The organism is Dickeya zeae NCPPB 2538, assembly GCF_000406165.1.
Classification (GTDB): domain Bacteria; phylum Pseudomonadota; class Gammaproteobacteria; order Enterobacterales; family Enterobacteriaceae; genus Dickeya; species Dickeya zeae.
This window is the reverse complement of the sequence record NZ_CM001977.1, coordinates 2595481-2621466: the sequence shown is the minus strand read 5'-3', so window position 1 is coordinate 2621466 and position 25986 is coordinate 2595481. Positions and strand designations below refer to the sequence as shown.

Genomic DNA, 25986 nt, shown 5'->3' with positions numbered 1-25986 from the left:
ACCTAAGTTACCCTGTGGTAACCCGAGGTTGATAATTTGAATGAAAATAATCAAATACGAACTAATAGCGTATTTCTTTTCTATGATATGAATAAAATGAATAAGACAGATATCCACCAGACATGCTGAGGATATCTGTACCCGACGCTTTAATGAACCAGCCGCTGGATGCCGTCACGCGCTAACGCGTAACTACCGCATTTTTGGTAAAATTCCAGGGCCTGCTGCTTCATGCCGACACATTCCAAAATAACGCCGATATTGTAGTTGGCTTTATAGGAGTTGACGCCTTCTTTATTCCCTATCGGCATGTTTGTACATTGTACGAATAAATCGACGGCATTCTGCAACTGGCCATTATTCATCAGAATAAGCGCTTTTAAAAAAATAAAATCCGTCGATGAAAAGTGGGATTCATAATGAATGATATCCATCGCTTCTGCATATTTTCCGGCATTGATTAGCGCATAGCCATAAGTTTCAATCAGGTCTTCGGTGTATTCGTAAGTAAAATTGGTCTCGAAGCGTATTGCCTGTTGAAAATAGTGAATGGCTGTCGGATAGTCGCGTTTCAGATAATAACTTTTGCCTAGTTGGAACAGCAGGTATGGGTCATCTTTCTGCGTTGTGAGCGCCTGCTTCAGTAACGTGATATTGCGTGAAACCTTATCGGTATCCTGTAAGACTTCCTTTCTATACCCCACATGATTGAGCCGGATTGGCGCCATAAATGGCTGCGCCAGGGGCGTAGTGGTGTCTCGAGGTGTCACTTGCTCGTGAATAATACCGCTGTAGTGATACCTATCTTTGCGGAATAGTCGATTGATGGATTCACGAACGGTGGTGGTATCGTTTCCTTCGTCCAGGTAATTGATGCGTTCTACGCGGCCTATCGAGTGCGGATGCGCTTTTATCAGAGCGTGCAATGCGTCAATATCAACCGAGTCGACCTCTTCATCGGCATCAACCACAAGAACCCAATCGTAACGCGCATAATCCAGAGACGCATTACGGGCTGCGGAGAAATCGGCGACCCAGGCGAAGTCATAAACATGAGGGGTGAACTGGCGGGCAATGGCTTTGGAATCATCGGTAGAACCTGTATCGACAACGATAATATCGTCAAAATGCGCCGCGATAGAGGCCAGTGTGCTGGCAAGATGCCTGGCTTCGTTTTTCATTATCATACAGACGGAAATCATTATATTTACCCGCCAGAGGAAAAGAGTTCGCCGATATCCTGTCACCAGAAGACATCATTGGTGCAATTATCGTGCACTATTATGCATCGCAACACCGATGCGTCCGCCATCAGAATAGCGGAACTGGGCGTCCTTCGTCATTGACTGCCACAAAATTGAACTGACCGGTAATCACTTTGGTGCGACCTTCGGCGTACATCTGCTCCAGATAGACCGATACATCTACGGTCAGGCTGGTGCGTCCGACCCGGCTGACCTGCCCAACCAGCTCCACAATCGTGCCTGATGGAATGGGCGTCGTGAAATTGATCTTTTCAGTGGAAACGGTGACCAGGGGTTTATGGCAAAAACGGGTGGCAGTAATAAAAGAGATCTCATCCATCCATGCCAGTGCAGTGCCGCCAAACAACGTGGAATGGTGGTTGATAGTGGTAGGGAAGACGACTTTGGCGACCCGGGTGATGGATTGCTGAATACGCTCTTCCGCGGTTAATGTTTGTGTCATGATACGACGACCTTATGGGTAACAGGAACGAGGCTATCTTACACTAATTCCGTTACAGCAGGTCTGGCCGTTGGTCGATTAAAGTCGTCTAACGGCCGTTTAGGGAAGATGTCTGAGGCTGTGGCGACCGTGTCGTGTTCTTTCGTCAGGATTCGCACCACGCCAGCCGTTTCTGTTTCTGCTGGGGCCGACGGTCAGGTCGCCTGTCCACAGGTGTCGCAGTCCGGATTCTTCGATAAGCGCATTTCGCGAAATTGCATCGTCATCGCGTCAAACAGCAGCAATTTACCCGCCAACGGCTGGCCGTAGTGCGCCAGCAACTTGATGGTTTCCAGCGCCTGTAATGACCCTATCACACCAACCAACGGTGCCATCACACCCGCTTCGACACAGGTGAGCGCACTGTCGCCAAACAAACGGCTGAGACAGCGGTAGCAAGGCTCCTGCGGTTGGTAGGTAAAAACGCTGATTTGCCCTTCCATTCTGATCGCTGCTCCGGAAACCAATGGTATTTTCTGCAGAAAACAGAGATGGTTAAGCCGCTCACGAATGGAAACGTTATCAGTGCAATCCACCACGACATCGTGTTGTGTCACGACAGCCTGTAGGGCGTCATCGTCCAGATTATCCTGAATCGGTGTTATCTGAACGTGTGGGTTGATGCGCTGCAAGGTCTGCCGAGCAGACTCGACTTTGGGCATGCCAATGCGATCATCACGATGTAGCACCTGACGTTGCAGGTTGGACAGTGAAACGGTATCAAAATCCAGCAGGGTGAGTTGGCCGACACCGGCTGATGCCAGGTACTGCGAGGCGGCACAACCCAATCCACCTAACCCGACAATTAATACCCGAGCGGCTTTCAATCGCTCTTGTGCGTCAAAATCAAACCCGCGCAGGACGATTTGCCGGTTATAGCGCAGGGTTTCTTCATCGGTCAGTTCAGGCAGCATCAGCAGTGGCTCTGTAGCAGTGAGTTAAAGGGCTCGACTTCCACCCATTCGCCCGCGTCAACACGGCCGCGCTCTGCTTCTAATACGATGAAACAGTTACCGAGACTGAAAGAACTGAACACATGCGAGCCTTGATGCCCGGTGGTCCGCACTTCCAGGTCTCCCTGTTCATTGCGGGTTAGCACGCCGCGTTGGAAATCCAGTCGGCCGGGCGATTTTTTCAGTGGCGTTGCTGTTTTTACCCGGAAACGCGCCGGTAACGACCACCCGCTATGGCCGGACAACTGTGCCAGCAGAGGCTGTACGAGCTGGTAAAACGTCACCGCGGCGGAGACCGGATTACCCGGCAATCCGCAGAACCAGGCGTGGCTCAGCTTGCCGAAGGCAAACGGCTTGCCGGGTTTGATGGCCAGTTTCCAGAAGCGGATATCCCCCAGCGTTTCCAGCATCTGTTTGGTGTAATCCGCTTCTCCTACGGATACGCCACCGCTGCTGATCACCACATCGGCAGACTGATCCGCCTGCTGGAAGACTTCACGCAGCGCTGTGGGGTCATCGCGCACGATGCCAAGGTCTAGCACCTCATGGCCCAGTTGTTCGAGCATCAGTCGTACCGCAAAGCGGTTGGTATCGTAAATTTGCCCTGATTGCAACGGTTCGCCAACGGGTTGCAGCTCGTCGCCGGTGGAAAATAACGCCACTCGCAGGCGACGTATTACCGATATGCTGGCAATACCCAGTGATGCCAGCAACGGTAATTCGGCCGCACCCAGTCGCGTACCCGCGGGTAGAACCTGCGCCTGCTGCTGGATGTCCTCACCGATACGGCGAATATTCTGGCCCGGTTTCACTGCATGGGTGAAACGAATTCGGCCATCGGCCTCGCTTTGTGTTTCTTCCTGCATGACCACCGCGTCGGCACCGGCGGGAATCGCTGCACCGGTCATAATGCGGATACAACTGCCCGCAGGCCAGTCCGCGTCAAACGGTGCGCCGGCAAATGCTTTACCTGCTACTGGCAACGGCTGGCCGGTGAGTTCATGGCACCGTACGGCATAGCCGTCCATCGCCGAGTTGTCGAATGGCGGCACATTGATAGGCGAGGTCACCGCAGTGGCGGTAATACGACCGGCAGCCTGATAGATAGAAACGGTTTCTGTGGTGGTAAGTGCGGAAACTTGCGTCAGCATGGCGTGCCGCGCTTGTTCCAGAGAGAGTAAACCCGAAGTATCCATGGCAGCTCCACACACCCGTTCGTTGCATGGCAGGGCAGGCAAAACAGGTATGACATTGATGTATCGATAGCGTGCCATTATGGCAGAAATCGACGGGGGGGAGAATGATGAGAATCAGAAGGGAAAAGGATAAAAAAACGCGGCTGAAGCCGCGTCTGAAAACGTGATTGCCCTGCAATCAGGGCAATCGGCACGTACTATCAGAACGAGGTGCGCTTGTAGGTACGGTACTGCGGATGCCAGAAGTTATGCGCAATCGCTTTGACCAGCGCATCTTCAGACGTCACTTCCGCCACACCCTGCAACTGGGCGGCTTTAGCCACTTCCAGCGCGATGTGTTTGGATACTTCCTGAATGGTGCCGACATCTGGCAGCAGTGCGCCTTCACCCTGATTCGCCAGCGGAGAGCAGTCAGCCAGCGCACGGCTGGATGCCATCAGCATGCCATCAGTAATACGTTTCGCGCCACTGGCCAACACACCCAGACCAATACCTGGGAAAATGTAGGAGTTGTTGCACTGCGCGATCGGGTAAACCTTGTCTTTGTGTTTTACCGGGGAGAACGGGCTACCGGTCGCGACCAGTGCGGCACCGTCGGTCCAGCGGATGATATCTTCCGGACGCGCTTCCACACGAGATGTCGGGTTAGACAACGGCATCACGATCGGGCGAGCGCAATTGCGGTGCATTTCACGGATGATTTCTTCCGTGAACAGGCCCGGCTGACCTGATACGCCGATCAGGATGGTCGGCTTAGCGTTACGCATCACATCCATCAACGAGATGGCGTCACGGGTGACGTCCCACTGAGCCAGTTTGTCGCTTTTCTGCACCAGCTTGCTCTGGAAATCGAGCAGGTTAGGCAGTTTGTCGGTCAACAGGCCAAAACGGTCTACCATGAATACGCGGGCGCGGGCTTCTTCGTCGCTCAGACCTTCAGACTTCATCTGTGCGATGATCTGCTCGGCGATACCGCAACCAGCGGAACCGGCACCCAGGAAAGCCACGGTCTGATCACGCAACTGGCTGCCTGCAGCACGGCTGGCGGCGATCAGGCTGCCCAGTGCCACGGCGGCAGTGCCTTGAATGTCGTCGTTGAAGCTACAGATTTCATCACGGTAGCGGTTCAGCAACGGCATGGCGTTGTTCTGTGCGAAGTCTTCGAACTGCAGCAGGACGTTCGGCCAGCGACGTTTCACCGCCTGAATGAATTCGTTCACGAATTCATAGTATTCGTCACCGGTAATACGCGGGTGACGCCAGCCCATGTACAGCGGGTCGTTGAGCAGTTGCGGGTTGTTGGTACCGACATCCAGTACTACCGGCAGGGTATATGCCGGGCTGATGCCGCCGCACGCGGTGTACAATGACAGCTTACCGATCGGAATCCCCATACCGCCGATACCCTGGTCGCCCAGACCCAGAATACGCTCGCCGTCCGTCACCACGATGACTTTTACGTTCTGTTTGGTGGCGTTTTGCAGCATATCGTCGATATGCTCGCGGTTAGGATAGGAGATGAACAGACCACGGGCACGACGATAAATGTCGGAGAAGTGCTCACAAGCGGCACCGACCGTCGGCGTGTAAATGATCGGCATCATTTCACTCAGGTGGTTTTCCAGCAGGCGGTAGAACAGGGTTTCGTTCGTGTCCTGGATATTACGCAGGTACACGTGTTTTTCCATATCGTTCTTGAATTCCTGATACTGCCGCCAGGCGCGTTCTGCTTGTTCTTCAATAGTTTCTACCGCTTCAGGCAGCAGACCGTGCAGGTTGAAGTGACCACGTTCTTCTTCGGTAAAGGCGCTGCCTTTGTTCAGAAGGGGAAACTCGAGCAGGAGAGGACCAGCATAAGGGATGTAGAGCGGACGTTTACTTTCGTATTCCAATTCCATGACTTTTTCGACTCTTTGGTAGCTGAAATCGGTTCGGGAGAACCAGCGGGAAGCGATCGATACCGGGATCTTAAAGTACCCAGCAAATATGTACAGGGATTGTTAATTAAAATAATTACAGATGACTTGCATATAAAAAATATGTGGGGGAAGTCACATAGCTGCGGCTTTTAGCGGCAACAAAGGCCACAGAAGGGTGGGGATGCCGTCATCTCATTATTCCTATAAATAATAAGACGACGGCGTAATGCTTCAATCGGCCAGCGCGCGATGCAGCGAAGTGCACCCCAACGAGGCCAGCAACGGTTGAGCCAGACTCCACTGACTGAGTGCGGCATGGCTTGACTCCACCAGAACCGCCCGCTGAATATCGCTGAATGCTTCACCCGCCAGATTGACCAGATTTAGCGCGGCCTGTAACGGGGGCAGGCTGGGGTTGAACGCAGCGTTTTCCGCGTAGCGACCGGTATAGCGGTGGCCTTGCTGCGTCTCCAGCGCGATGCCACTAAACGCTTTACTGTACGGTGCATGGCTGCGGTTGGCGGCGGCTAGCGCTAACTGGCACAGCGTGTCATCCGTTGCCAGTGTTAATCCATTATCAATGGTATCCATCAGCAGGGTGTTGATCGCTAAATCACGTGGGCCAAAGGCATCCGGCAGGTAATGGCCGAGCGGGGCGGCCGCCCGTCCCGGCAGACAAATACGCAATTCAGGCGCACTGTTCAGTTCATTCATGAACTGGCGACAGTGGCCACAAGGCGTGTAATTGACGGTTACCGCGCGCAGCGCGGGTTCATCACGCAACCAGGCGTGGCTAATCGCGCTTTGTTCGGCATGGACCGTCTGCTGTAACGGCAGGCCGTCAAACTCCATATTAGCGCCCCAGTAGAATGCGCCACTGACACCTTGTGCGATGGCACCGACGTGAAAATCAGACACTGGCGTCAGCGCGCAGGCGGCAGCCAGCGGCAGCAGGGCAAAGGCCAGCTCATTGGCGTCGAGCTGGCAGTGGGCGCAAATCTGGCGGACGTCGTCAGCGGTTAGCATGGCGGCGAAATCGTCACGCGCCAGTATGGGGGCCAACGCGGTTTGTAGCGTTGCAGGCAATTGCGTGAAGGCGTCATGAAAGCGTGCTTGCATGGTGGTTTCTCTTTCCCGGTTTACAAGGCGTACTGACCCAAGTGTGGACAGTGATACAGCTAATATTTGTGATTATTATCACTTTTAGAATGAAATGAATGAAAAAGAAATCACAAATGCGAGATGTCTCGCAGGTTTTAGGCCGGTTGCAAGCAGGAAAAAACGGCGGAAAGGGGCATTATGCCCCCATCAGGCGGACGATCACCGGAAAGAGAAATGGCGCGATCAACGAGGTAATGATGCCGCAGATAACGAGCGCCAGCGAGCTAAAGGCACCCTCCTGAAAATCGACTTCCGCGCAACGGGCTGTACCCAGTGCGTGTGACGCGGTTCCCATCGCCAGCCCGCGGGCGGATTTGGCGCGAATATTCAGCCGATTTAATAACGCGTGGCCCATGACTGCGCCGACGATACCAACAAGAATCACGCACAGGGCGCTGATGGCCGGAATGCCGCCGATAGCGCTGGCAACGGCCATAGCGATTGGCGTGGTGACCGACTTTGGCAGCACGGAGGCGGCGATTTCCCGCGAGGCACCGAGCCACAAGGCAATCACGGTGCCGGAAATAATGGCGGTAACACTGCCGATAAAACAAACGCTGATGATGGATTTCCAGCGCGCGCGGATTTGGTGTAGCTGTTCATACAACGGGAAGGCCAGCGCCACCACCGCAGGTTGCAGCAGACTGTTGAGGATGGCGCTGCCGCTAAAATAATGATTGTAAGGGATATCCAGAACCAGCAGCAGTGGGATGATCACCAGCATCGAGACCAGCAACGGGTTCAGTAATGGCATTTTCAACGTTAGCGCCACGTGGCGGGCACCAAAGAAAACCACCAGCGTCAGCGGTAGTGACCACCACAGATAATTCAGCATTATTTCTCTTCCTTCGTGTCTGTGGTGTTGCGGCCCGATGCTACCCGATCACGGTGCACCATCTGGGTGGTGTAGCCAACGACGATCATGACCACAAATGTGCTGACCAGACAGGAAACGACGATCGGGCCGAACTGGTCGCGCACAATGCCATAATAATTCATCACCCCCACCCCGATAGGCACGAACAGTAGTGCCATGTAGCGGATCAGCAATTGGCACCCCGGTTTGACCCAGCGCGACGGCAGAATTTGTGATGCCAGCAAGGCAAATAACACCAGCATGCCGAGAATGCTGCCGGGGATGGTAATCGGGAGTAACGCGGATATCGCATTGCCAATAAACAGGCACAGATAAATCAATGCGAAAGCGCGTAAATACTGCCAGCACCGTGTGATGGTATTGCGCATAGGGGATAATCCTGAAGAACCGTTAAGATGATGATAACGCTAATGTCGCTAGTGTGCTACGAATCACAAAAATGAAGGGGGCGTTTCATCTCTGCCGTTCGGCTTTTCATGAATTGCCGCTGATTAACTGGGCGATAAAGGCCGTCTGGGTAGGAGGAGGGGAGAACACCGCCCCATAACTCCGGGGCGACTTTTATGCCATTACGCCATCACGTCTGTTACGTTCGCTCCATCATATTGGTTCCATGCCATTGGCTAAATGGCATGGATTACATGATATTGAACCGTGACGGCGGCTCAGTGAGGCAGACCATAACCGAATGGGAACAGCGGTTTTGCGCTGTCATAAGGCAGATCGGGCTGCTGGTTGCGCACCGCCGACATAGACGACGGCAGTTCAAACGGCAATTTTGCCGTATAAGCCGCGCCGGACATCAGCCGGTTGAGCAATACGCTATCGCTAACGCCAAAGTTGGCGACCACCGCACGGGTTTTATCCACCACATTGGTCAGGATGGCGGGGCGTTCCATATAGACGGTCACCAGAGTCGGCACCTTAGCGCTGGCGCGCACGATCGCCTGGTAGTCCGGGTTATCGTTGCGAAACGCCAGCGACCCTTCATGATGGCGGCTGCCGAAGAAAAAATTCTTGTGTGGTTGTTCGTATGGCGTGTGGGTGCGGATTAGCGCTACGTCGGCCTGTTCTGGAGTATTCACGACGATAAAGCCAGCCTCCTGCGCCGCGTTTGCCGCAATGCCATGCAGCCAGACCCGGCTGCCTTTACGCAGCGGTAACAGATTATTGTTTTGCAACAGGACCAGCGAGCGAGCCTGGGTATCATCTGCCAGTTGTTGCCAGTCTGCCCGGCCGACGATGTTGTTGGCTTGTGTGGCATTAACGTAGGGACGCTCGAATAATCCGGTCTGGAATTTCTGTTTCAGAATGCGGTTGACGGAGGTATCAAGGCGAGCTTCGCTCAGTTTGCCGTCCTGCACCGCTTGCACCAGTAGTGCTGAGTCGGTGACGCCGCCGAACTGATCGACCCCGGCATTCACGGCTTTGACGAAGCGCTCGGCGGGTGTCAGTTTCTCCACTCCCCATGGCATACCACGCGGCACCGGTTTTTCCCCCGGTTTCACGCCGGTCAGACAATCGCCTTTGCAGTCGTTGGTGATAAGCCAGTCGCTGAGGATGACGCCATCAAAACCATACTGACCGCGCAGCAGGTCAGTGAGCAGGAAGCGATTGAACCCGGCCCCAACCTGTTCGATGGGTTTGCCGTGCCAGCTAGCGTTTCGCAATATGGAGTAAGTAGGCATGATGCCTGCCGCATGGGCTTCAAACGCGCCGGTGAACGGGTCAATGTGCCACTGCAGGTTGTTTTGCCGGAATTGCGCGTACTTGCCGTAAACATTGTGACTGTCCCAGCCGTCTTTCGCCGCACCGTAACCGACCCAGTGTTTTACTATCGAGATGACGCTTTGTGCGTTGAGACCATTTTTACCGTTCTGCATACCAGTGACATAACCGCGCACCATTTTTTTCGTCAGGTCGGGGTCCTCACCAAAGGTGCCGTCGATACGCGGCCAGCGTGGTTCGGTAGCGAGGTCTGCCTGAGGTGACAACGCTTCGGTAATGCCGACGGCGCGGTATTCCTGACGCACAATATCGGCAAAGCGCCTGACCAGTTCTTCGTCGCCAATTGCCGCCAGCCCAAGCGTTTCAGGCCATTTGCTGAATTTACCCACCGACACGCTGACGCCGACCAGTGACTGGAACGAACTGCGCGGGTCGGTACTGATAGTGAGAGGGATCCCCAGCCGGGTGGCTTCGGCTAGTTGCTGTAATTTATTGTTTTCCTCGGCCATCTGGGCCGGATTATCGCCGGAAAGCCGGGTAATAAAGCTGTTGACGTAGCGGTCGGCAATCATGGTCTTTGCCGCATTGAGATCATACTGAGTACCGGCACCGGTGACGCTGCCTGCCGTTGGCGCGGAACCGTGCATCATCACCCCGGCTTTTTCCGCCAGCGTCATGCGTGAGACCAGGTCCGCCGCCCGCTCTGCCGCAGGTAAACGCCAGTCTTCATACGGGTTGAGTTTTCCGTCGCGGTTCAGGTCTTTAAATGTCAGCCCGCTGACCTTGATCAACGGTGCGCCACGGGTATCGAGCACGGCCTGTTGTACTGCGCTTGCCAGAGGGGAAAACAGTAAGGGCAGCGCGATGAGAAGCGCCTGTGGTCGTATCGCACTTTTTTCCATGTGTAGATTTCTCGTTATTTGAGGTGGTACAGCGGTCGCAGACAACAGCAATGCCACTTCACAGCGCATGCGGGAGAGCGCTCGCTGTTGTCCTGCCAGAGAGGTCGTTCAATTATCAATTTACATTAGCAATTCACATTGATAGTTCACATCAACACTAGTGCAGCTTTCAGGTGGCATTCAAGTTAGCGGGATAGAATTCTGGATAGAGTTCAAAGAAATAGTGGTGACCAGTGCGCTGCCACCGGGGGAGGTGGCAGCAGTGATTGCGCTATGTGTAATAAAAGGGGAAGGAATGAATCTGGCCGGATTTAGTGGATAAATGAGGTGATGCTCAGCAGACTCATCGTCAACTGGTTATGCAATAACATCGCCAGCAAAATCAGACTGGTTGACCCCATTTGGGTCAACACCGCACGGTGCAGTCGGGAGGTATGCAGTAGCCAGCCGGGTTCGCCAGGGGCGGTGGTGTCGAGTGCGGTCGTGGCCGGGTCACGCCATTTTTTTTCGGCGATAGAGTCGATGACGAAAAAGGCCACGCTCAGGACAAACCATAACTGGAATAAGCGGTGCCAGTCATCCAGCCACAACATGACGGCCCCGCTTATCATCAGCAGCCAGCCTGCCACGTTGTAAAATCTGTCAGTAATGGTTAATCCACTCAGCAACAGTTGCTTTTCAGGGGGCTGTTGGCAGGATTGCAACCGCCATGAAAGCCAGGGGGCAAACAGTAACGGGCCAGTGGCAGCCACTGCCGCCAGCGCATGCATCAATTTCATCAGGTTATATTCCAGCATGGGTCATTTCCTTTTTATCGTGAATCGTGTTTTATCGTAAATCGCAGTGCGCTTACGGTAACGCAGCACAATCCAAGCGGGAATGCTCGATAAAGTCATGATATCGAATGAAAGTGACAATTCGCGGGAGTGAGCGATACGGTCACCGGTGTTCTGGTCGCGCAGAACACCGATGTCAGCGTCGTGGAAATGGGTGGCGAGAGTTTGTAGACTCAGGGCGTGGGGGCATTTTGTGTATTGAGGTGTCGGCGAGCATGGCTGGGGCTGTTGCCAGTCATGCGGCGAAACCAGTGCCCAAAGGAGTCGCTGGATGAAAACCCTAGCTGGATGGCCAGCTCATCGTTGGATTTATTGTCGGCCAGTCCGCGCCAGGCTTCGGATAATAACAGGCGGTTATGCCATTCGGTGAAGCGTAGCCCGGTATGGCGCACAAACAGTCTGGCTAGCGTACGTTCCGTCGCCCCCACCAGTTTTCCCCATTCGGCGAGACTACGGCGTAATGCGGGGGTGGCGATGAGACAGTCGGTGATTTTTTTCAGGCGGTGATCGCCGGGTAAGGGCAGGGAGAGGTTGCTGGAGGGCATTTCCTCAATTTCTTCGAAGAGCAATTGCAGGATGCGATCGCGGCGTTCGTCGCTCAGTGCGGTGTGTGCAAAGGCCAGACGTTCGCACAAGCCGACGATAAACGCGGACGCATCCAACAATTTTATCTCACTGGACGAGCAGTGGCACAGCGATGGAGCGACATACAGTACGGTTAAATCAACCCGATGTAAGGCATGCCCCCAGTGCACCACATTCGGCGGGATCCACACCGCCATGCCCGGTTTAATCAGCCAGTTTCGAAATGCCGTGTGACCGTACAGTATTCCCTGACGCACCAGAACAAACTGTCCCTGCGTGTGCTGGTGCGGTACATTTTCAGATACGGAAACCGAATCAAGAATACGTTCTGTAAAAAAAGCGTCATGCTGGTGGATCACGTCGTCCATTATGTATCCGTCAGTGTTGCCCGTTACTGTCAGGATTTTTGATAGTAATTGGGGACAAGGAAACAAAAAATTAGGCCTACCAGCATACTTCCCCCCAATAACGCGAAACAAGTCTGATATGCATTTCCTGTTTGAATATGCTGTTGCAGCGTAGCCAACAGGTTGACGCCAACGGCTGCGCCAATATTGCGTAAAAACTGGATGGTTGAGGTCCAGGCACCCAGACGCTCTGGCGGTGCGCTGTTTTGGGCCAGTACCAGTGTGGTGGTGGCGGTAAAGCCCATCCCCAGACCAATCATGACCAGAGCCAACGCGATAACCAACGTGTTATTAAGCGTCAGTGCAGCATTCATCACCATACAGCCGATAGCCAGTAACGCCATACCGGCACCCGCCATGGTTCGATACCCCCGTTTGGCGAGCAGGTTGCCGCATACGGCAGAGCCGACGACCCAGCCTAACGCGGCCAGCATAATCAGCAGCCCACCCGATAACAGCGTACCGCCAGACTGACTGAGTGCCAGAGGCAGTAAAGTGACGGAGGCATAGAGCCCCGCGCTGGAGAGCATGACCAGTACAATGACCGAGAACAGCGCGCCGTGGCGGAAAAACTCGACAGGAATCGGGCTGCTGAGCGGTTGTTTTTGCAGACGCAAGGCCAGGAGCGCGGCACTGATCAGCACCAGCGCGACAGGGACAAACCAGGGCACCATCAGGCGTGATGAGCTGGTCATCAGCCACATCAGCACACTGGCCAGCACGATGAGCGCTAACTGTGCGGTCATATCGAGGCGAACTGTGTTTTGTCGTTTACCCACCGTCGGCGTAAACACCAGCAACAGTAACGCACCCAGCCCGACGGGCAGGTTGAACCAGAAGATTGACCGCCATCCGAACCAATGGGTTAACACACTGCCGCACAGTGGGCCAATGATAGCGGCAAGCCCCCAGACAGCGCTGAGCATGCCTTGCATTTTGCCTCGCTGGCTGGCGTCAAACAGACTGGCGAGCAACGCGTAGGTCAATACAATCAAGCCGCCAGCGCTACAGCCTTGCAAGACACGTGCGGCAATCAGCCAGCCCATCGTCGGGCTGACGGCAGCCAGAACCGAGGCGGCCAGAAAGATAATCAGGCAGGTTTTTAACGTGATGGAAACGCCAAGACGGTCAGCGCAGGCACCGGCCAGCGGAGCAATCAATGCCACGGGCAGTAAAAAGCCGGACATGATCCAGGGCCAGAGTTCGGCGTGACCCAACTCATCACGCATGGCCGGTAGCGCCGTGCTGACAATGGTGCTATCCACTGCGGCAAGAAACAGGGTGGCGACAATCGCCACCACACCTAAACGTGTTTTAGGTTGCGGCATTGCTGCCGCATTCAGAGCGTGTTCTTTCATGCGAAAGGACCCCAGCTATGTATATGAGAAGATTTGGAGAAATTAACGACCAGTGCCTGTGTCTCTTCGTCCATATGATCATCCACTTTGCGGATCATCTCGCCGGACTGCACGATGTCCCGAAAACGCAACGTCATGGCCAACTGCGTTTCCGCTGCATCATTGCCTTCGGTGTAATCGATATCGAACGCGGATTTCACCGTCTCGGCCGATGCTTTAGCCAGTTCGGTATTCAGCCGTTCGGTTTCGGTCACCAACTGGTGCATGCGGGTGCGCTGTTGGGCGGTGAAACTCGGGATCAGGTGGTCGAAAATAGCGTGATCACACTGAATATGGCGCGCTTCATCCAGACCATGAAAATGCAGCAGTCGGGTCAGAAAGCCATGCTGCATCGGGTCCAGCACTTTCAGTCGGCGTTCAAACACGGTAATCACGGTTTCACCGACATACGCGGTGGCGCATAGCGCCGCCAGTTTGATCAGCGGGTCGTCATTATCGTTATAGAGCGCAATACGCTGCTGGTGCAGGTTATTGCTCAGCTTGATATCACGGCCGGAGAGATGGCGTACATACTGATAGAAGCTGTTGGCATGATTGACTTCTTCAGAAGCAAAACATGACAACGCATGATAAAGGCCATCGCCCGCCAGTACGCTGGGGTTATCCGACTGCAGTTCGCACAAAATGCGCGTCATCACTGTGGAAACATGCATTTCGATTTCGGCTAATTGCGACAGCTCCTTATACAGATAGGCGATGGCTTTTGGCTGCTGTTCATGTTGCCCAACCAGTGCCCACGACAGAAAGGCTAACTCCTTGTCGGTGGCCGCCTCTTCCCAGGGCATCCGGTTGGGATGCAGGTTATTAAGATGAGCGTATTGGTTAATAGATTTGAACGCATCCATCACGTTTTCGGTACGCATCAATTCCCTTACTCCTTGATTCCTGAATAGTGAGATGATTCCGGCTGCGCAGTGTCGTTATACGTAAGACAGGGCATTGAAGATGGTTCTGTCTTTGTCTTCGATGCGACGGCGACCATGCATGACACGGGTATTGTCAATCAGCACGATATCGCCTTGCTGCCAGCCCACATCAAAGGTCAGGCTTTCGCACAAGTCATCCATTTCTGCCAGCAGCGTATCCGGAATAGGGTTGCCGTCAGCGAAGGTAATAACCGGTGTTTCATAATTATTCGACGGCCCGAAAATGCTGTTGGCGAAGTTATGTGTCTCCTTCGTATTCAGGCGGCTGCCAATAATGGCCGGAGTCTGGAACGAATAACGGATCGCACCATCATCAAGTTTGTCAATGCGCATACCCACATCGCTTTGCGCGACGGAGTACAGGTGCTCCAGCGTGATGTCGTCAATTGAGGTCGGCGCGCCCGGTTGACCGGCCAGCGCGTGCAGCGCATAGGTTTTCCACTTCTTCTCATCCACACGTCGTGAATAGACAATATCCTGTGATGTGAAGGCGGCACGCTGGGCAGCATTCATGTTTTCATACACGGCTTTACCATCACAGACGGTAGTTTGTGACCCCTGCGTCGGTGCCTTCTGGCAATAGAACCAGCACAGATCCGGCCAGAAAGGGCTATTCCCGTTTTCACAATGCAGGCCGACCTTGTCATAACCTGCGTCTACCTTCTGTGCGGTGTCGCCATCAAAACTGCGGGCTGGGTCCAGGCTGATGCGGCTGCTGGTACTGCGCACGCGCTCGGAGAAATCGGCAATACTGTGGCGAAAACCTCTCAGGATCAGATAGCCGTGGGTACGGAGCTGATTGAGTAAGTAGTCTGATGTCAGTGCGGTAACATCGCCTTCGTCCAGTGAAGTAATAACTAACCCAGCATGGGATGTATGAGCCATTTCCTTGATATTCATTCGACATTAACCTCATTGTGTGCAAGAAAGTCAGCAACGGCATTACGGCGTGGCCGACCGGTAACGGTGAACAGTTGTTCCATGATGTCTGGATGGTGCGGGAGCAGAATCGGGTTGCTGATGTGCTCCAGTTCATTCAAATGCTGGCGGGCATAGTCCCCAATCGCCTGACGGATCGTGTCCGCGTTGTTGATGTCATTAACGATAAATATGCCGCCGAGAAATTGCCGCTTGTCGCCAAACACAATCGCCGCTAAAACCCCAGGCACCGAGCGATAAGCCGTTTCCAGCCATTCGGGGGAAATATTTCTGCCGTTGGCGGTGATGATCATGGTTTTTTTACGACCGATGATGGAGATAAAACCGTCATCATCCAGCCGGGCGATGTCTCCGGTGTGCAGCCAGCCGTCTTCATCAACATGGCAACTGCTGGGGTCTTCGCCTGCATAGCCAGCAAATAATGAGGAACTGCGTAGGCACAACTCGCCATCGTCGGCCAGACGGACTTCTACATGCGACAGCGGTTGACCAACGGTGCCGATGCGATGTGCGCCACGGCAATTCCAACTGGCTACCGAGCTGTTTTCACTCAGGCCGTATCCTTCGTAAACCGGAATACCAAGCTGATTAAGACCGTGCAGGATGTCGCTGTCTACCGGGGCGCCACCGACTGCCAGCAACGGCAGATGGTCGTGCCCAAAGAGTGTCTGCAACCGGTTTTCCGGCATACATCCCCAGGCTTTTTCGGCCAGTGCTTCCACCAGCGCCGGGGTCAGTGTCATGGCGGTCGGGCGGGCTGAGGCAATCAGCGGTAAACGGTCGACTGCCTGTACCCCAGGGCTCCCTAATGGCGGTAACGTAACCGGCGGCAACACGATGGCACCGCCAGAAGTTAGCGGCATATAGATCGCGGTGACCTGTTCTATCAACAGACTCAGTGGGACCAGACATAAGTAGCGGTGGTAATCACCCTGGGCGGCGCGTTGCCATAACGCATCGACCAACGCATCCAGACCATGACGGCGGATTTGCACCCCTTTCGGCTGGCTGGTTGTGCCGGAGGTATGGATGACCTTGATGATCGTATCCTGCGTTGCGTCAGGCAGATCACCGGCGTTTGCAGACAAACCCGGCAGATCGGAAAGTGAAATCGGGATCAGCCTGGCATCCAGCGATAACCCGCGTTGACGCCACACATCCAGTTGTTGCTGGCCGATTTCATCCATCAAAATGACATCGCAGTCGCGCAACAACCAGGCGGCTTGTTCTGCTGAGAACGCCAGCGGTACGGGGACTTCGACCCGGTTGGCATACAGCAGGGCTAAATCCGCCACCACCCATTCTGCGCTGTTGCCCATAATCAGGCCGACGGGCTTTGGCTGTGCGTCGCCAGGTTGTGAGGTTTCATGAGCGAGAATATTTGCCGCCAGCTTACGGACGTCGCGCAGTAGGGACGAATAACTGTAGTGGGCTTCATCGCCCGCGTTTTGCAACTGGATGATGGCTGGGGCATCCGGAGTATGGCTGGCCTGCTCGACAATGCGATTAAGGATATTCATGCCGCCACCTTTGATTCGCGAATCAGGTTATTAAAATCCGCCATCATCAGACGGCCAGAGAAATGCTCGAACAGGTGGCCGCACTGAGAAAGCCGAATAATGCCGGTCTGGGGTGATTGGTCGTAATAGCTCCCCCAGATTTGCCGCTCCTGCTCTGACAGCGCTAACGGAGAAGCATCGGTGATCGGCTCGAAGGGAATATGGTAATAACTCAGTAATTTTCTTAACCGCCGGGTGGATGTACACAAAATAGCCGTTGCGCCCATGAACCAGGAAATAATCGGCAGGGTACGAATAAGGTCAGCAGACGCATTCGGGTTATCGGAAGCCAGCGCGCCTATCTCAACCAATTGATGGCGGTATATCGGCTGGGTGGCGTTCCGATTTATCAATGCTTCCAGTGAGTCGGGTAAATAACGCTCGGAAAATAACGTGTCATGTTGTGCGGCGAACGTGATACCCGCACTGGCGACAATTTTTTTGTCTCTGGCATTTCGGCTACAAATAATGATGTCAGGTGAGGGCGAAATTGTCGCTTTATACGTTCTGAGATAAATGTCGGCGATGTATTTTTTTACCTCAATAGCCGCGTCATCAGTAGGGTAAATAATATCGAGTTGTGTATCAGGGCCGCAAACATCCATGTTTTTGTGGATCAGACGGGTCATCTTGGTCTCCTCCTTAAGGTTTGTGTATGGCACGAATACTAGAGGAGTTAACGTTGGTGAAGAATGACTATTCAGGACATGATGTCGATTAGAACAGACATAAATATGACGAAATGGTAAAAGCCAATAACAAGGTTTGTTACTGTTCTATTACGGAAAAACATTTGTCTTTTTTGTCTTTTAATTAATAACCGGGTGGGAATGCTATGCCCATAATTACTTTTAACTCTATGGATATATCAAAGGTAATGTAGTCCCTGTCGTGAGTGAAAAATAAACAGAAAAATACCTTGCTGATACACGGATAATTATTCCTTAGGGGGATTGCCTGGCGTTTAAATAGCCAGGCAGGAATGCAGAAAGGATTACGCAGAGAAGATTAATCAGTGGAAAAACGAGGGATGCGCACCACTCACGGCATCCGCGATAGCGTGGGTTAATTGTGCCAATGCCTGCGGTTCAATGATAAACGGCGGCATTAGATAAATCAGTTTGCCAAAGGGGCGAATCCAGACTCCCCGTTCGACAAAAAAACGTTGCAGGTTCGCCATATTGACGGGGTGACGGGTTTCCACTACGCCGATAGCGCCCAATACCCGCACATCGGCAACCGCCGGTGCATCACTGAGCGGCAGCAATGCCTGACGCAGTTGCTCTTCGATGGCTGCCACCTGCGCCTGCCAGTGATTTTCCGCCAGCAGCGTCAGGCTGGCGTAGGCCACAGCGCATGCCAGCGGGTTCCCCATAAAGGTCGGGCCGTGCATGAAGCATCCGGCCTCGCCGTTGCTGATGGTCTCGGCGACTGCGCGGGTGGTCAGTGTAGCGGACAGTGTCATGTAGCCACCGGTTAGCGCCTTGCCAAGACACAGGATATCCGGCGTGACGTCGGCGTGTTCGCAGGCAAACAGACGCCCGGTGCGGCCAAATCCGGTGGCGATTTCATCGGCGATCAACAAGATGCCATGCTTATCGCATAACTGACGGACTTGTCGCAGGTACTCGGGATGATAAAAGCGCATACCGCCCGCACCCTGCACGATAGGTTCCAGAATGACGGCGGCGATTTCACGCTGATGCTGTTGCAGCAGGGTGCTGAACGCCGAGATATCTTCCTGTTGCCACGGTTGGTCAAACCCGCCGCGCGGCGCATCGGCAAACAGATGCGGTGGCAGATATCCCTGATACAGACTGTGCATCGAGTTGTCCGGGTCGCACACCGACATCGCGCCAAAAGTATCGCCGTGATAGCCGTGGCGCAGCGTCAGAAAACGCTGACGGCGTTCTCCGCGAGCCTGCCAGTATTGCAACGCCATCTTCATTGCCACTTCTACCGCCACCGAGCCAGAGTCGGCCAAAAACACACACTCCAGTGCCGCAGGGGTGATCGCCACTAACTGGCGACACAGCGCCACCGCCGCCGGATGGGTGATGCCGCCAAACATGACATGGGACATCTGCGCCAGTTGTGCTTGCAGCGCCTTATTCAAGCGTGGGTGATTGTAGCCATGAATCGCCGCCCACCAGGACGACATGCCATCCACTAACTGGCGGCCATCAGCCAGTTGCAACTGGTAGCCGCTGGCGGCGGTAACCGGATAACAAGGCAGTGGGGACGTCATAGAGGTGTAAGGGTGCCAGATATGGCGCAGGTCGAACTCCAGGTCATCCTGATTCATACTGTTGTCAACTAATCTGATCTCAATTTGGTTGACAGTATACCCACATAAATTACACTGGCGAGACTTTTTTACCCGGAGCAATGACGATGACCGAACGCGTAAACTGGACCCTGGAACAGGCGCAAGCCTTGTTTGATAAGCCGTTTCTGGAACTGATGTTTGAGGCACAGCAGGTGCATCGCCAGCACTTTGATCCTCGTCAGGTGCAGGTCAGCACACTGTTATCCATCAAAACCGGCGCGTGTCCGGAAGATTGCAAATATTGTCCGCAAAGCGCCCGTTACCGCACCGGCATTGAAACCGAAAGGCTGATGCAGGTTGAGCAGGTACTGGCGTCCGCCCGTCAGGCAAAAGCCGCCGGCTCAACCCGATTCTGTATGGGCGCGGCGTGGAAAAATCCTCACGAGCGCGATATGCCGTATCTGGAGTCGATGGTGCGCGGCGTGAAAGAGATGGGTATGGAAACTTGCATGACGCTGGGTACGCTGCATGGCGATCAGGCGCAGCGACTGGCGGCGGCCGGGCTTGATTTCTATAACCACAACCTGGATACCTCGCCGGAGTTTTACGGCAATATCATCACTACCCGTACCTATCAGGAGCGGCTGGATACGCTGGATAAAGTCCGTGGTGCAGGCATCAAAGTTTGCTCCGGCGGGATTGTCGGGCTCGGCGAAACGGTGCGTGACCGTGCTGGCCTGTTGGTGCAACTGGCCAATCTGCCGACGCCGCCGGAGAGTGTCCCCATCAACATGCTGGTGAAAGTGAAGGGCACGCCGCTGGCGGAAAACGACGATGTGGACCCGTTCGATTTTATCCGCACCATTGCGGTGGCACGCATCATGATGCCGACATCTCATGTGCGGCTGTCCGCCGGTCGCGAACAGATGAGCGAACAGACACAGGCGATGTGTTTTATGGCGGGTGCCAATTCCATTTTTTATGGCTGCAAGCTGCTGACGACGCCAAATCCGAAAGAAGATAAGGACCTGTTGCTGTTTCGCAAACTGGGGCTTAACCCGCAGCAAACCCAAACCGAATACGGCGACAACCAGCAACAGCAGCATCTGACCGAGCAATTGCTGCATACCGATACTGAGCAATATTACAACGCGGCGGTATAAATGAGCTGGCAGCAACGGATCGATCAGGCGCTGGCACAGCGGCAGGCGCAAGACGCCTACCGGGTGCGTCTTGCCAATGACGGTGGCAGCGGTCGCTGGCTGGTGCGCGAGCAACAACGTTATCTCAATTTTTCCTGTAATGATTACCTGGGGTTGAGTCAGCACCCGGCGATAGTGCGCGCCTGGCAGCAAGGGGCGCAGCAGTTCGGCGTGGGCAGCGGTGGCTCCGGTCACGTAACCGGTTATACCACCGCACACCAACAACTGGAGCAACAGTTGGCGGACTGGCTGGGATATGACCGGGCAGTGCTGATGATCTCCGGTTTTGCCGCGAATCAGGCGGTGATAACCGCACTGATGGCAGAAGGCGACCGCATTCTGGCGGATCGCCTCAGTCATGCCTCGTTACTGGAGGCCGCCAGCCTGTCACCTGCGACACTACGCCGCTTTCACCATAACCAGCCAGAATCGTTGCAATCATTGCTGGAAAAACCGGTTGGCGGCCAGACGCTGGTAGTCACCGAAGGGGTATTCAGCATGGATGGTGATACGGCACCGTTGGCGGCATTGCACCAGTGCAGTCGCGAGCATAGCGCCTGGCTGATGGTGGATGATGCCCACGGTATCGGCACGCTGGGGGAGCACGGTCGCGGCTGTTGCGCGCAACAAGGGGTGAAACCCGAATTGCTGATCGTCACCTTCGGCAAGGCCTTTGGCGTCAGTGGCGCGGCGGTGCTGTGCAGTCAGTCGATTGCAGAATACTTGCTACAGTTTGCCCGCCATCTGATATACAGCACTGCCATGCCACCGGCGCAAGCCTGTGCGCTGTCAGCGGCGCTGATGATTATTCGTGGCGATGATGGCGAGGCCCGGCGTGACGCGCTGGCGCAGAATGTCCGACGTTTTCGCAAGGGGGCTGCTGGCCTGCCGTTTCGCCTGCTGGCATCAGAAAGCGCCATTCAACCGTTGATTGTCGGTGATAACGCCTGGTCGCTGGCGCTGTCGCAACAATTGCGTTCCGCGGGGCTGTGGGTCAACGCCATACGGCCGCCCACCGTGCCACCCGGTACAGCACGCTTGCGCATTACCCTGACAGCCAGTCATCAGCCTGACGATATCGACAGACTGCTGGAGGTGTTGCATGACGCAGGTTGACGGGGTGTTGAACGCGTCGTCCCCCCATAAACAGGCGATCGCCCGTGCTTTCGGCCGGGCGGCTTCGCAGTATGACCGCTTTGCCGCACTACAGCGTGAAAGCGGCGAACACCTGATGACTCTGGTTGGTGAACATCGCGGCGGCGAACTGCTGGATGCCGGTTGTGGTACCGGCTATTTCAGTGCGCGCTGGCAGGCGTGCGGAAAACGGGTGACGGCGCTGGATCTGTCCGTGGATATGCTGGCGATGGCGCGTCAGCGTCAGGCGGCGACCCATTACCTGTTGGGAGATATCGAGCACTTGCCGCTGGCGGATGGCAGCGTGGATATCAGTTTCAGCAATATGGCGATGCAATGGTGTGATGACTTTGCCGCCGGTCTGGCCGAGCTTTATCGGGTCACCCGGTCTGGCGGGGTAATTGCCTTTTGTACGCTGGCGCAGGGGACGCTGGCCGAGCTGGATGACGCCTGGCAGCAACTGGATGGCTCCCGGCGTATTAATCGATTCTTGTCGCTGGAAGCCATTGTTTCAGCCTGTCGTCGTTACCATGCGGATATCTCGCCGGCCCCCGCGACATGCTATTTCCCCGATGTACTTGAGCTGATGCGCTCCGTCAAAGGTGTGGGGGCGACCTGGCTGCGGGAAGGGCGGGAGCCGCGCGGCCTGAACCGTCGGCAACTGACGGCGCTGGCTACGCATTATAGCCGTCATCCACAAGGCTATCCGCTCACCTATCAACGCATTTTTGGAGTGATTCACCGTGACTGAGCGCTGGTTTGTCACCGGAACCGATACCGAAGTGGGGAAAACCGTTGCCAGCGTGGCGCTGTTGCAGGCTGCCCGCCGGGCCGGATACCGTACGGCAGGTTATAAGCCTGTAGCATCCGGGTGTGAGCTCACCCCACACGGCGTCCGCAATAGCGATGCCTTGCAGCTACAGGCTAACAGCACGCTGGCACTGCCGTACGATGCGGTTAATCCGCTGGCGTTTATGGAACCGACATCGCCCCATATCGTCAGTGCAGAGGAAAATCGACCGATTGCCTTTTCTAGCCTCAGTGACGGCCTGCGCCAGCTTGAGCGTCAGGCGAACTGGGTCCTGGTTGAAGGGGCGGGCGGCTGGTTTACGCCGCTTTGTGCCCAGCAAACCTTTGCTGATTGGGTACAGGAAGAGGCGTTAGCGGTGATTTTAGTCGTCGGCGTCAAACTGGGGTGCATCAATCACGCCATGCTCACCGCGCAGGCCGTACAGCACGCGGGTGTCAGGCTGGCGGGGTGGATTGCCAATGTTGTGCAGCCGCCAGGGCGTTATCACCGTGCCTATTTGCAGACGTTACAAGATAACCTTCCGGCACCGCTGTTAGGCGAAATCCCGTATTTATCCAAGCCGTTTCAGCAGGATATCGGCGATTACTTAAACATCACTTTACTAAGAGGTTAACGAAGTTGGGTGAATGTTGCGTGGGTGGTGGTTTTATCCCTGTTCCTAATTGAAATTGATAGAGAAAACCATCTTGAAAACTGCTGATCGAACCACTGGGTCAGCAGTTTTTCTTTTTGCTAAGTCTGTGTCATTTAGCACTTTTTTTTATAATAAGCGGCACGTCAAACACGGAAATTTTGTTTAAAAGTCGTTTGCCGGTCTCTAACGGACCAAGGTAACGAAAGACGCCAATACAGGAGGCGCGGGCGCTTGTGGGAGTTATCCACTATTTCTGTGGATAACTGTGTGTATTAGGGTTAGAAAAAACGCGCCAGCCAAGAGCTGGCGCGGGTTGCACCGGGTTTGGTGCTAAACTCCGCTTTTTTATGAAGTACTTTAAAATCAGTAAATTAATTAAAATCAAGTCACTTTTATGTCAGAGCGGCAGACCTGAATAAATTACCGGCACTGGTCGTAGCAGATAATTTGAGAAACAGTATTTCTGGGGATAAATGCGAGATTTTTTGCTGGATAGCAACATCACTCTGTGCTAGTCAACGAGGGCACGTGCTGGTGTGTGGTCAATGGTTAAGAATTACTTGATGCTGTTTTTATATCCAGTAATATGAGGCTGGCAAATCTGGCTGGGGGTTTTCATACTAGACGTATCCCTTTCCTGTCGATGATGCGGGTCATGCCGACTCGTCTCTGATGCGTGATTCCAACCGTTTTTTATCCGGGTGTCTTGTTCATGAGTAAAGCGTTCAAACTGCATTCTGCCTTTAAGCCCGCAGGCGACCAACCTGAAGCGATACGTCGTCTGAAAGAGGGGCTGGAAGACGGGCTGGCGCATCAGACATTGCTGGGGGTAACGGGTTCCGGCAAGACGTTTACCATCGCTAACGTGATTGCGGACCTCAACCGGCCGACCATGGTGCTGGCGCCGAATAAAACCTTGGCCGCGCAGTTGTATGGCGAAATGAAGGAGTTTTTTCCGGACAACGCGGTGGAGTATTTCGTGTCTTACTACGATTACTACCAGCCTGAAGCCTACGTGCCGAGCTCCGATACCTTTATCGAGAAGGATGCTTCGGTTAACGAACATATCGAGCAAATGCGGTTGTCTGCGACCAAGGCTTTGCTGGAGCGGCGTGACGTGGTGGTGGTGGCGTCGGTCTCCGCCATTTACGGTCTGGGCGACCCGGACCTCTACCTGAAGATGATGCTGCACCTGACGCAAGGCATGCTGATTGATCAGCGAGCTATTTTGCGTCGTCTGGCGGAGTTGCAGTATTCCCGTAACGATCAGGCCTTTAGCCGTGGCACCTTCCGGGTTCGCGGTGAGGTCATCGATATTTTTCCGGCGGAATCCGATGAGATAGCGCTGCGGGTCGAGTTGTTTGACGAAGAAGTGGAGCGGCTGTCGCTGTTTGACCCGCTCACCGGCCACATCGTGCAAACCGTACCGCGTTACACCATTTACCCGAAAACCCACTATGTGACGCCACGCGAACGCATTTTGCAGGCGATGGAAGAGATCAAAGTCGAACTGGCAGAACGCCGTCAGGTGTTGCTGGCCAACAATAAACTGTTGGAAGAGCAGCGGCTGGCACAGCGCACCACCTTCGATTTGGAAATGATGAATGAGCTGGGGTATTGCTCCGGCATTGAAAACTACTCCCGCTTTCTGTCTGGACGCGGCCCCGGCGAACCGCCGCCAACCTTGTTTGACTATTTGCCTGCTGATGGGCTGCTGGTGATTGACGAATCCCACGTCACTATCCCGCAACTGGGTGGGATGTATCGTGGCGACCGGGCGCGTAAAGAAACGCTGGTGGAGTACGGCTTTCGCTTGCCCTCGGCGCTGGATAACCGGCCGATGAAGTTTGAGGAATTCGAAGCGCTGGCACCGCAGACCATTTATGTCTCAGCGACGCCGGGTAATTACGAACTGGAAAAATCTGGTGGCGAGATAATTGATCAGGTGGTGCGGCCGACCGGCCTGCTGGACCCGGTGCTGGAAGTGCGCCCGGTCACCACGCAGGTGGACGATTTACTGTCGGAAATCCGCAAGCGGGCGGTCATTAACGAGCGAGTACTGGTTACCACCCTGACCAAACGTATGGCGGAGGACCTGACCGAGTATCTGGAAGAGCACGGCGAGCGGGTACGCTACCTGCACTCGGATATCGATACCGTGGAGCGGGTAGAAATCATCCGTGATTTGCGACTGGGCGAGTTCGACGTGTTGGTGGGGATCAACCTGCTGCGTGAAGGGCTGGACATGCCGGAAGTGTCGCTGGTAGCGATTCTGGACGCCGACAAAGAAGGCTTCCTGCGCTCGGAGCGGTCGCTGATTCAGACCATTGGCCGTGCGGCACGTAACCTTAACGGCAAGGCGATTTTGTACGCCGACAGGATTACGCCGTCGATGGAGCGCGCCATCAATGAAACCCAACGCCGCCGTGAGAAACAGCAGGCCTACAATGAGCAGCATGGCATTGTGCCGCAGGGGCTGAACAAGAAGATTGGCGACATTTTGCAGATTGGTCAGTCTGTCAACGGCAAGGGCAAAGGTCGCGGCAAGAAAGCGGCGGAACCGGCGGCCCGGTATCAGCAACTGTCGCCGAAAGCGTTGGATCAGAAAATCCGTGAGCTGGAAAGCCAGATGCTGACTCATGCACAGAATCTGGAGTTTGAAGAGGCCGCCCGTCTGCGCGACGAAATCCATGCGCTGCGCGAACAGTTTATTGCGGCATCCTGACTGCGTTGGTGCTGTTGGCATGCGTTGCCAGCGGCGTGACGCGATACTGCTGAATACAA

22 protein-coding genes are annotated in these 25986 nt (G+C 54.6%); 5 read left to right on the top strand and 17 right to left on the bottom strand.

Annotation, left to right across the window (positions count from 1 at the left end):
• Window positions 1–149: 149 nt before the first annotated feature.
• From DZE2538_RS11465 to bioA, 17 genes are all read right to left on the bottom strand, one after another.
• Window positions 150–1202: a glycosyltransferase gene (locus DZE2538_RS11465; protein ID WP_012885162.1), complete on the bottom strand. Its 1053-nt coding sequence runs from the start codon at window positions 1200–1202 to the stop codon at window positions 150–152.
• Window positions 1203–1311: 109 nt separating this feature from the next.
• Window positions 1312–1707 carry an acyl-CoA thioesterase gene (locus DZE2538_RS11460; RefSeq protein WP_038916393.1) on the bottom strand — a complete coding sequence of 132 codons (396 nt, stop codon included), beginning with the start codon at window positions 1705–1707 and terminating at the stop codon, window positions 1312–1314.
• Between the two features lie 194 nt (window positions 1708–1901).
• The gene (moeB, locus tag DZE2538_RS11455; protein ID WP_038916392.1) at window positions 1902–2660 is read right to left on the bottom strand and encodes a molybdopterin-synthase adenylyltransferase MoeB; all 759 of its coding nucleotides are present in this window, start codon (window positions 2658–2660) and stop codon (window positions 1902–1904) included.
• Entirely contained in the window at window positions 2660–3895 is a 1236-nt protein-coding gene (gene moeA / locus DZE2538_RS11450; protein ID WP_038916391.1) for a molybdopterin molybdotransferase MoeA, read from the bottom strand. The genes moeB and moeA overlap by 1 nt, the downstream gene beginning before the upstream one ends.
• 200 nt (window positions 3896–4095) lie before the next feature.
• Complete coding sequence (locus tag DZE2538_RS11445; RefSeq protein ID WP_038916390.1) at window positions 4096–5793, bottom strand: NAD-dependent malic enzyme; 1698 nt, start codon at window positions 5791–5793, stop codon at window positions 4096–4098.
• 252 nt (window positions 5794–6045) lie between these two features.
• On the bottom strand, window positions 6046–6933 hold the full coding sequence (gene cdd, locus DZE2538_RS11440) for a cytidine deaminase (RefSeq protein WP_038916389.1): 888 nt from the start codon (window positions 6931–6933) through the stop codon (window positions 6046–6048).
• Between the two features lie 178 nt (window positions 6934–7111).
• Window positions 7112–7810: a CidB/LrgB family autolysis modulator gene (locus DZE2538_RS11435; RefSeq protein ID WP_023639972.1), complete on the bottom strand. Its 699-nt coding sequence runs from the start codon at window positions 7808–7810 to the stop codon at window positions 7112–7114.
• Window positions 7810–8220 carry a CidA/LrgA family protein gene (locus tag DZE2538_RS11430; protein ID WP_023639971.1) on the bottom strand — a complete coding sequence of 137 codons (411 nt, stop codon included), beginning with the start codon at window positions 8218–8220 and terminating at the stop codon, window positions 7810–7812. Before DZE2538_RS11430 ends, DZE2538_RS11435 begins: the two co-directional genes overlap by 1 nt.
• Before the next feature lie 297 nt (window positions 8221–8517).
• Complete coding sequence (locus DZE2538_RS11425) at window positions 8518–10482, bottom strand: glycoside hydrolase family 3 protein (RefSeq protein WP_038916388.1); 1965 nt, start codon at window positions 10480–10482, stop codon at window positions 8518–8520.
• A 311-nt stretch (window positions 10483–10793) separates the two neighbouring features.
• Entirely contained in the window at window positions 10794–11279 is a 486-nt protein-coding gene (locus tag DZE2538_RS11420; RefSeq protein WP_019845659.1) for a hypothetical protein, read from the bottom strand.
• Window positions 11280–11491: 212 nt separating this feature from the next.
• Window positions 11492–12271: a helix-turn-helix domain-containing protein gene (locus DZE2538_RS11415; protein WP_038916387.1), complete on the bottom strand. Its 780-nt coding sequence runs from the start codon at window positions 12269–12271 to the stop codon at window positions 11492–11494.
• 29 nt (window positions 12272–12300) lie between these two features.
• The gene (locus DZE2538_RS11410; protein ID WP_019845657.1) at window positions 12301–13668 is read right to left on the bottom strand and encodes an MFS transporter; all 1368 of its coding nucleotides are present in this window, start codon (window positions 13666–13668) and stop codon (window positions 12301–12303) included.
• Window positions 13665–14591, bottom strand: coding sequence for a hypothetical protein (locus DZE2538_RS11405; protein ID WP_023639967.1), 927 nt, complete (start codon window positions 14589–14591; stop codon window positions 13665–13667). The genes DZE2538_RS11410 and DZE2538_RS11405 overlap by 4 nt, the downstream gene beginning before the upstream one ends.
• Before the next feature lie 57 nt (window positions 14592–14648).
• On the bottom strand, window positions 14649–15539 hold the full coding sequence (locus DZE2538_RS11400) for a TauD/TfdA family dioxygenase (protein ID WP_033581286.1): 891 nt from the start codon (window positions 15537–15539) through the stop codon (window positions 14649–14651).
• 11 nt (window positions 15540–15550) lie between these two features.
• Window positions 15551–17113, bottom strand: a complete 1563-nt coding sequence (locus tag DZE2538_RS11395) for an AMP-binding protein (RefSeq protein WP_038916386.1) — start codon at window positions 17111–17113, stop codon at window positions 15551–15553.
• The gene (locus DZE2538_RS11390; protein WP_038916385.1) at window positions 17110–17781 is read right to left on the bottom strand and encodes a thermostable hemolysin; all 672 of its coding nucleotides are present in this window, start codon (window positions 17779–17781) and stop codon (window positions 17110–17112) included. The genes DZE2538_RS11395 and DZE2538_RS11390 overlap by 4 nt, the downstream gene beginning before the upstream one ends.
• A 383-nt stretch (window positions 17782–18164) precedes the next feature.
• The gene (bioA, locus tag DZE2538_RS11385; RefSeq protein ID WP_038916384.1) at window positions 18165–19457 is read right to left on the bottom strand and encodes an adenosylmethionine--8-amino-7-oxononanoate transaminase; all 1293 of its coding nucleotides are present in this window, start codon (window positions 19455–19457) and stop codon (window positions 18165–18167) included.
• A gap of 89 nt (window positions 19458–19546) precedes the next feature.
• On the opposite strand from bioA, the gene bioB reads away from it, so the two are divergent.
• The 5 genes from bioB (at window position 19547) to uvrB (ending at window position 25927) form a co-directional block, all read left to right on the top strand.
• The gene (gene bioB / locus DZE2538_RS11380) at window positions 19547–20584 is read left to right on the top strand and encodes a biotin synthase BioB (RefSeq protein WP_038916383.1); all 1038 of its coding nucleotides are present in this window, start codon (window positions 19547–19549) and stop codon (window positions 20582–20584) included.
• On the top strand, window positions 20585–21739 hold the full coding sequence (bioF, locus tag DZE2538_RS11375; protein WP_038916382.1) for an 8-amino-7-oxononanoate synthase: 1155 nt from the start codon (window positions 20585–20587) through the stop codon (window positions 21737–21739).
• Window positions 21726–22508 (top strand): malonyl-ACP O-methyltransferase BioC, encoded by a 783-nt coding sequence (gene bioC, locus DZE2538_RS11370; protein ID WP_038916381.1) that lies wholly within the window; start codon window positions 21726–21728, stop codon window positions 22506–22508. The genes bioF and bioC overlap by 14 nt, the downstream gene beginning before the upstream one ends.
• A complete protein-coding gene (gene bioD / locus DZE2538_RS11365) occupies window positions 22501–23181 on the top strand; it encodes a dethiobiotin synthase (protein WP_038916379.1) in 681 nt (226 codons plus the stop codon). The genes bioC and bioD overlap by 8 nt, the downstream gene beginning before the upstream one ends.
• 733 nt (window positions 23182–23914) lie before the next feature.
• Window positions 23915–25927, top strand: coding sequence for an excinuclease ABC subunit UvrB (gene uvrB / locus DZE2538_RS11360; RefSeq protein ID WP_012885141.1), 2013 nt, complete (start codon window positions 23915–23917; stop codon window positions 25925–25927).
• The last annotated feature ends 59 nt before the right edge of the window (window positions 25928–25986 follow it).

Excerpts from the sequence above, each read along its gene's own strand:
- DZE2538_RS11465 (WP_012885162.1), bottom strand. The coding sequence starts at position 1,202 with ATGATTTCCGTCTGTATGATAATGAAAAACGAAGCCAGGCATCTTGCC.
- DZE2538_RS11460 (WP_038916393.1), bottom strand. The coding sequence starts at position 1,707 with ATGACACAAACATTAACCGCGGAAGAGCGTATTCAGCAATCCATCACC.
- moeB (WP_038916392.1), bottom strand. The coding sequence starts at position 2,660 with ATGCTGCCTGAACTGACCGATGAAGAAACCCTGCGCTATAACCGGCAA.
- moeA (WP_038916391.1), bottom strand. The coding sequence starts at position 3,895 with ATGGATACTTCGGGTTTACTCTCTCTGGAACAAGCGCGGCACGCCATG.
- DZE2538_RS11445 (WP_038916390.1), bottom strand. The coding sequence starts at position 5,793 with ATGGAATTGGAATACGAAAGTAAACGTCCGCTCTACATCCCTTATGCT.
- cdd (WP_038916389.1), bottom strand. The coding sequence starts at position 6,933 with ATGCAAGCACGCTTTCATGACGCCTTCACGCAATTGCCTGCAACGCTA.
- DZE2538_RS11435 (WP_023639972.1), bottom strand. The coding sequence starts at position 7,810 with ATGCTGAATTATCTGTGGTGGTCACTACCGCTGACGCTGGTGGTTTTC.
- DZE2538_RS11430 (WP_023639971.1), bottom strand. The coding sequence starts at position 8,220 with ATGCGCAATACCATCACACGGTGCTGGCAGTATTTACGCGCTTTCGCA.
- DZE2538_RS11425 (WP_038916388.1), bottom strand. The coding sequence starts at position 10,482 with ATGGAAAAAAGTGCGATACGACCACAGGCGCTTCTCATCGCGCTGCCC.
- DZE2538_RS11420 (WP_019845659.1), bottom strand. The coding sequence starts at position 11,279 with ATGCTGGAATATAACCTGATGAAATTGATGCATGCGCTGGCGGCAGTG.
- DZE2538_RS11415 (WP_038916387.1), bottom strand. The coding sequence starts at position 12,271 with ATGGACGACGTGATCCACCAGCATGACGCTTTTTTTACAGAACGTATT.
- DZE2538_RS11410 (WP_019845657.1), bottom strand. The coding sequence starts at position 13,668 with ATGAAAGAACACGCTCTGAATGCGGCAGCAATGCCGCAACCTAAAACA.
- DZE2538_RS11405 (WP_023639967.1), bottom strand. The coding sequence starts at position 14,591 with ATGCGTACCGAAAACGTGATGGATGCGTTCAAATCTATTAACCAATAC.
- DZE2538_RS11400 (WP_033581286.1), bottom strand. The coding sequence starts at position 15,539 with ATGGCTCATACATCCCATGCTGGGTTAGTTATTACTTCACTGGACGAA.
- DZE2538_RS11395 (WP_038916386.1), bottom strand. The coding sequence starts at position 17,113 with ATGAATATCCTTAATCGCATTGTCGAGCAGGCCAGCCATACTCCGGAT.
- DZE2538_RS11390 (WP_038916385.1), bottom strand. The coding sequence starts at position 17,781 with ATGACCCGTCTGATCCACAAAAACATGGATGTTTGCGGCCCTGATACA.
- bioA (WP_038916384.1), bottom strand. The coding sequence starts at position 19,457 with ATGAATCAGGATGACCTGGAGTTCGACCTGCGCCATATCTGGCACCCT.
- bioB (WP_038916383.1), top strand. The coding sequence starts at position 19,547 with ATGACCGAACGCGTAAACTGGACCCTGGAACAGGCGCAAGCCTTGTTT.
- bioF (WP_038916382.1), top strand. The coding sequence starts at position 20,585 with ATGAGCTGGCAGCAACGGATCGATCAGGCGCTGGCACAGCGGCAGGCG.
- bioC (WP_038916381.1), top strand. The coding sequence starts at position 21,726 with ATGACGCAGGTTGACGGGGTGTTGAACGCGTCGTCCCCCCATAAACAG.
- uvrB (WP_012885141.1), top strand. The coding sequence starts at position 23,915 with ATGAGTAAAGCGTTCAAACTGCATTCTGCCTTTAAGCCCGCAGGCGAC.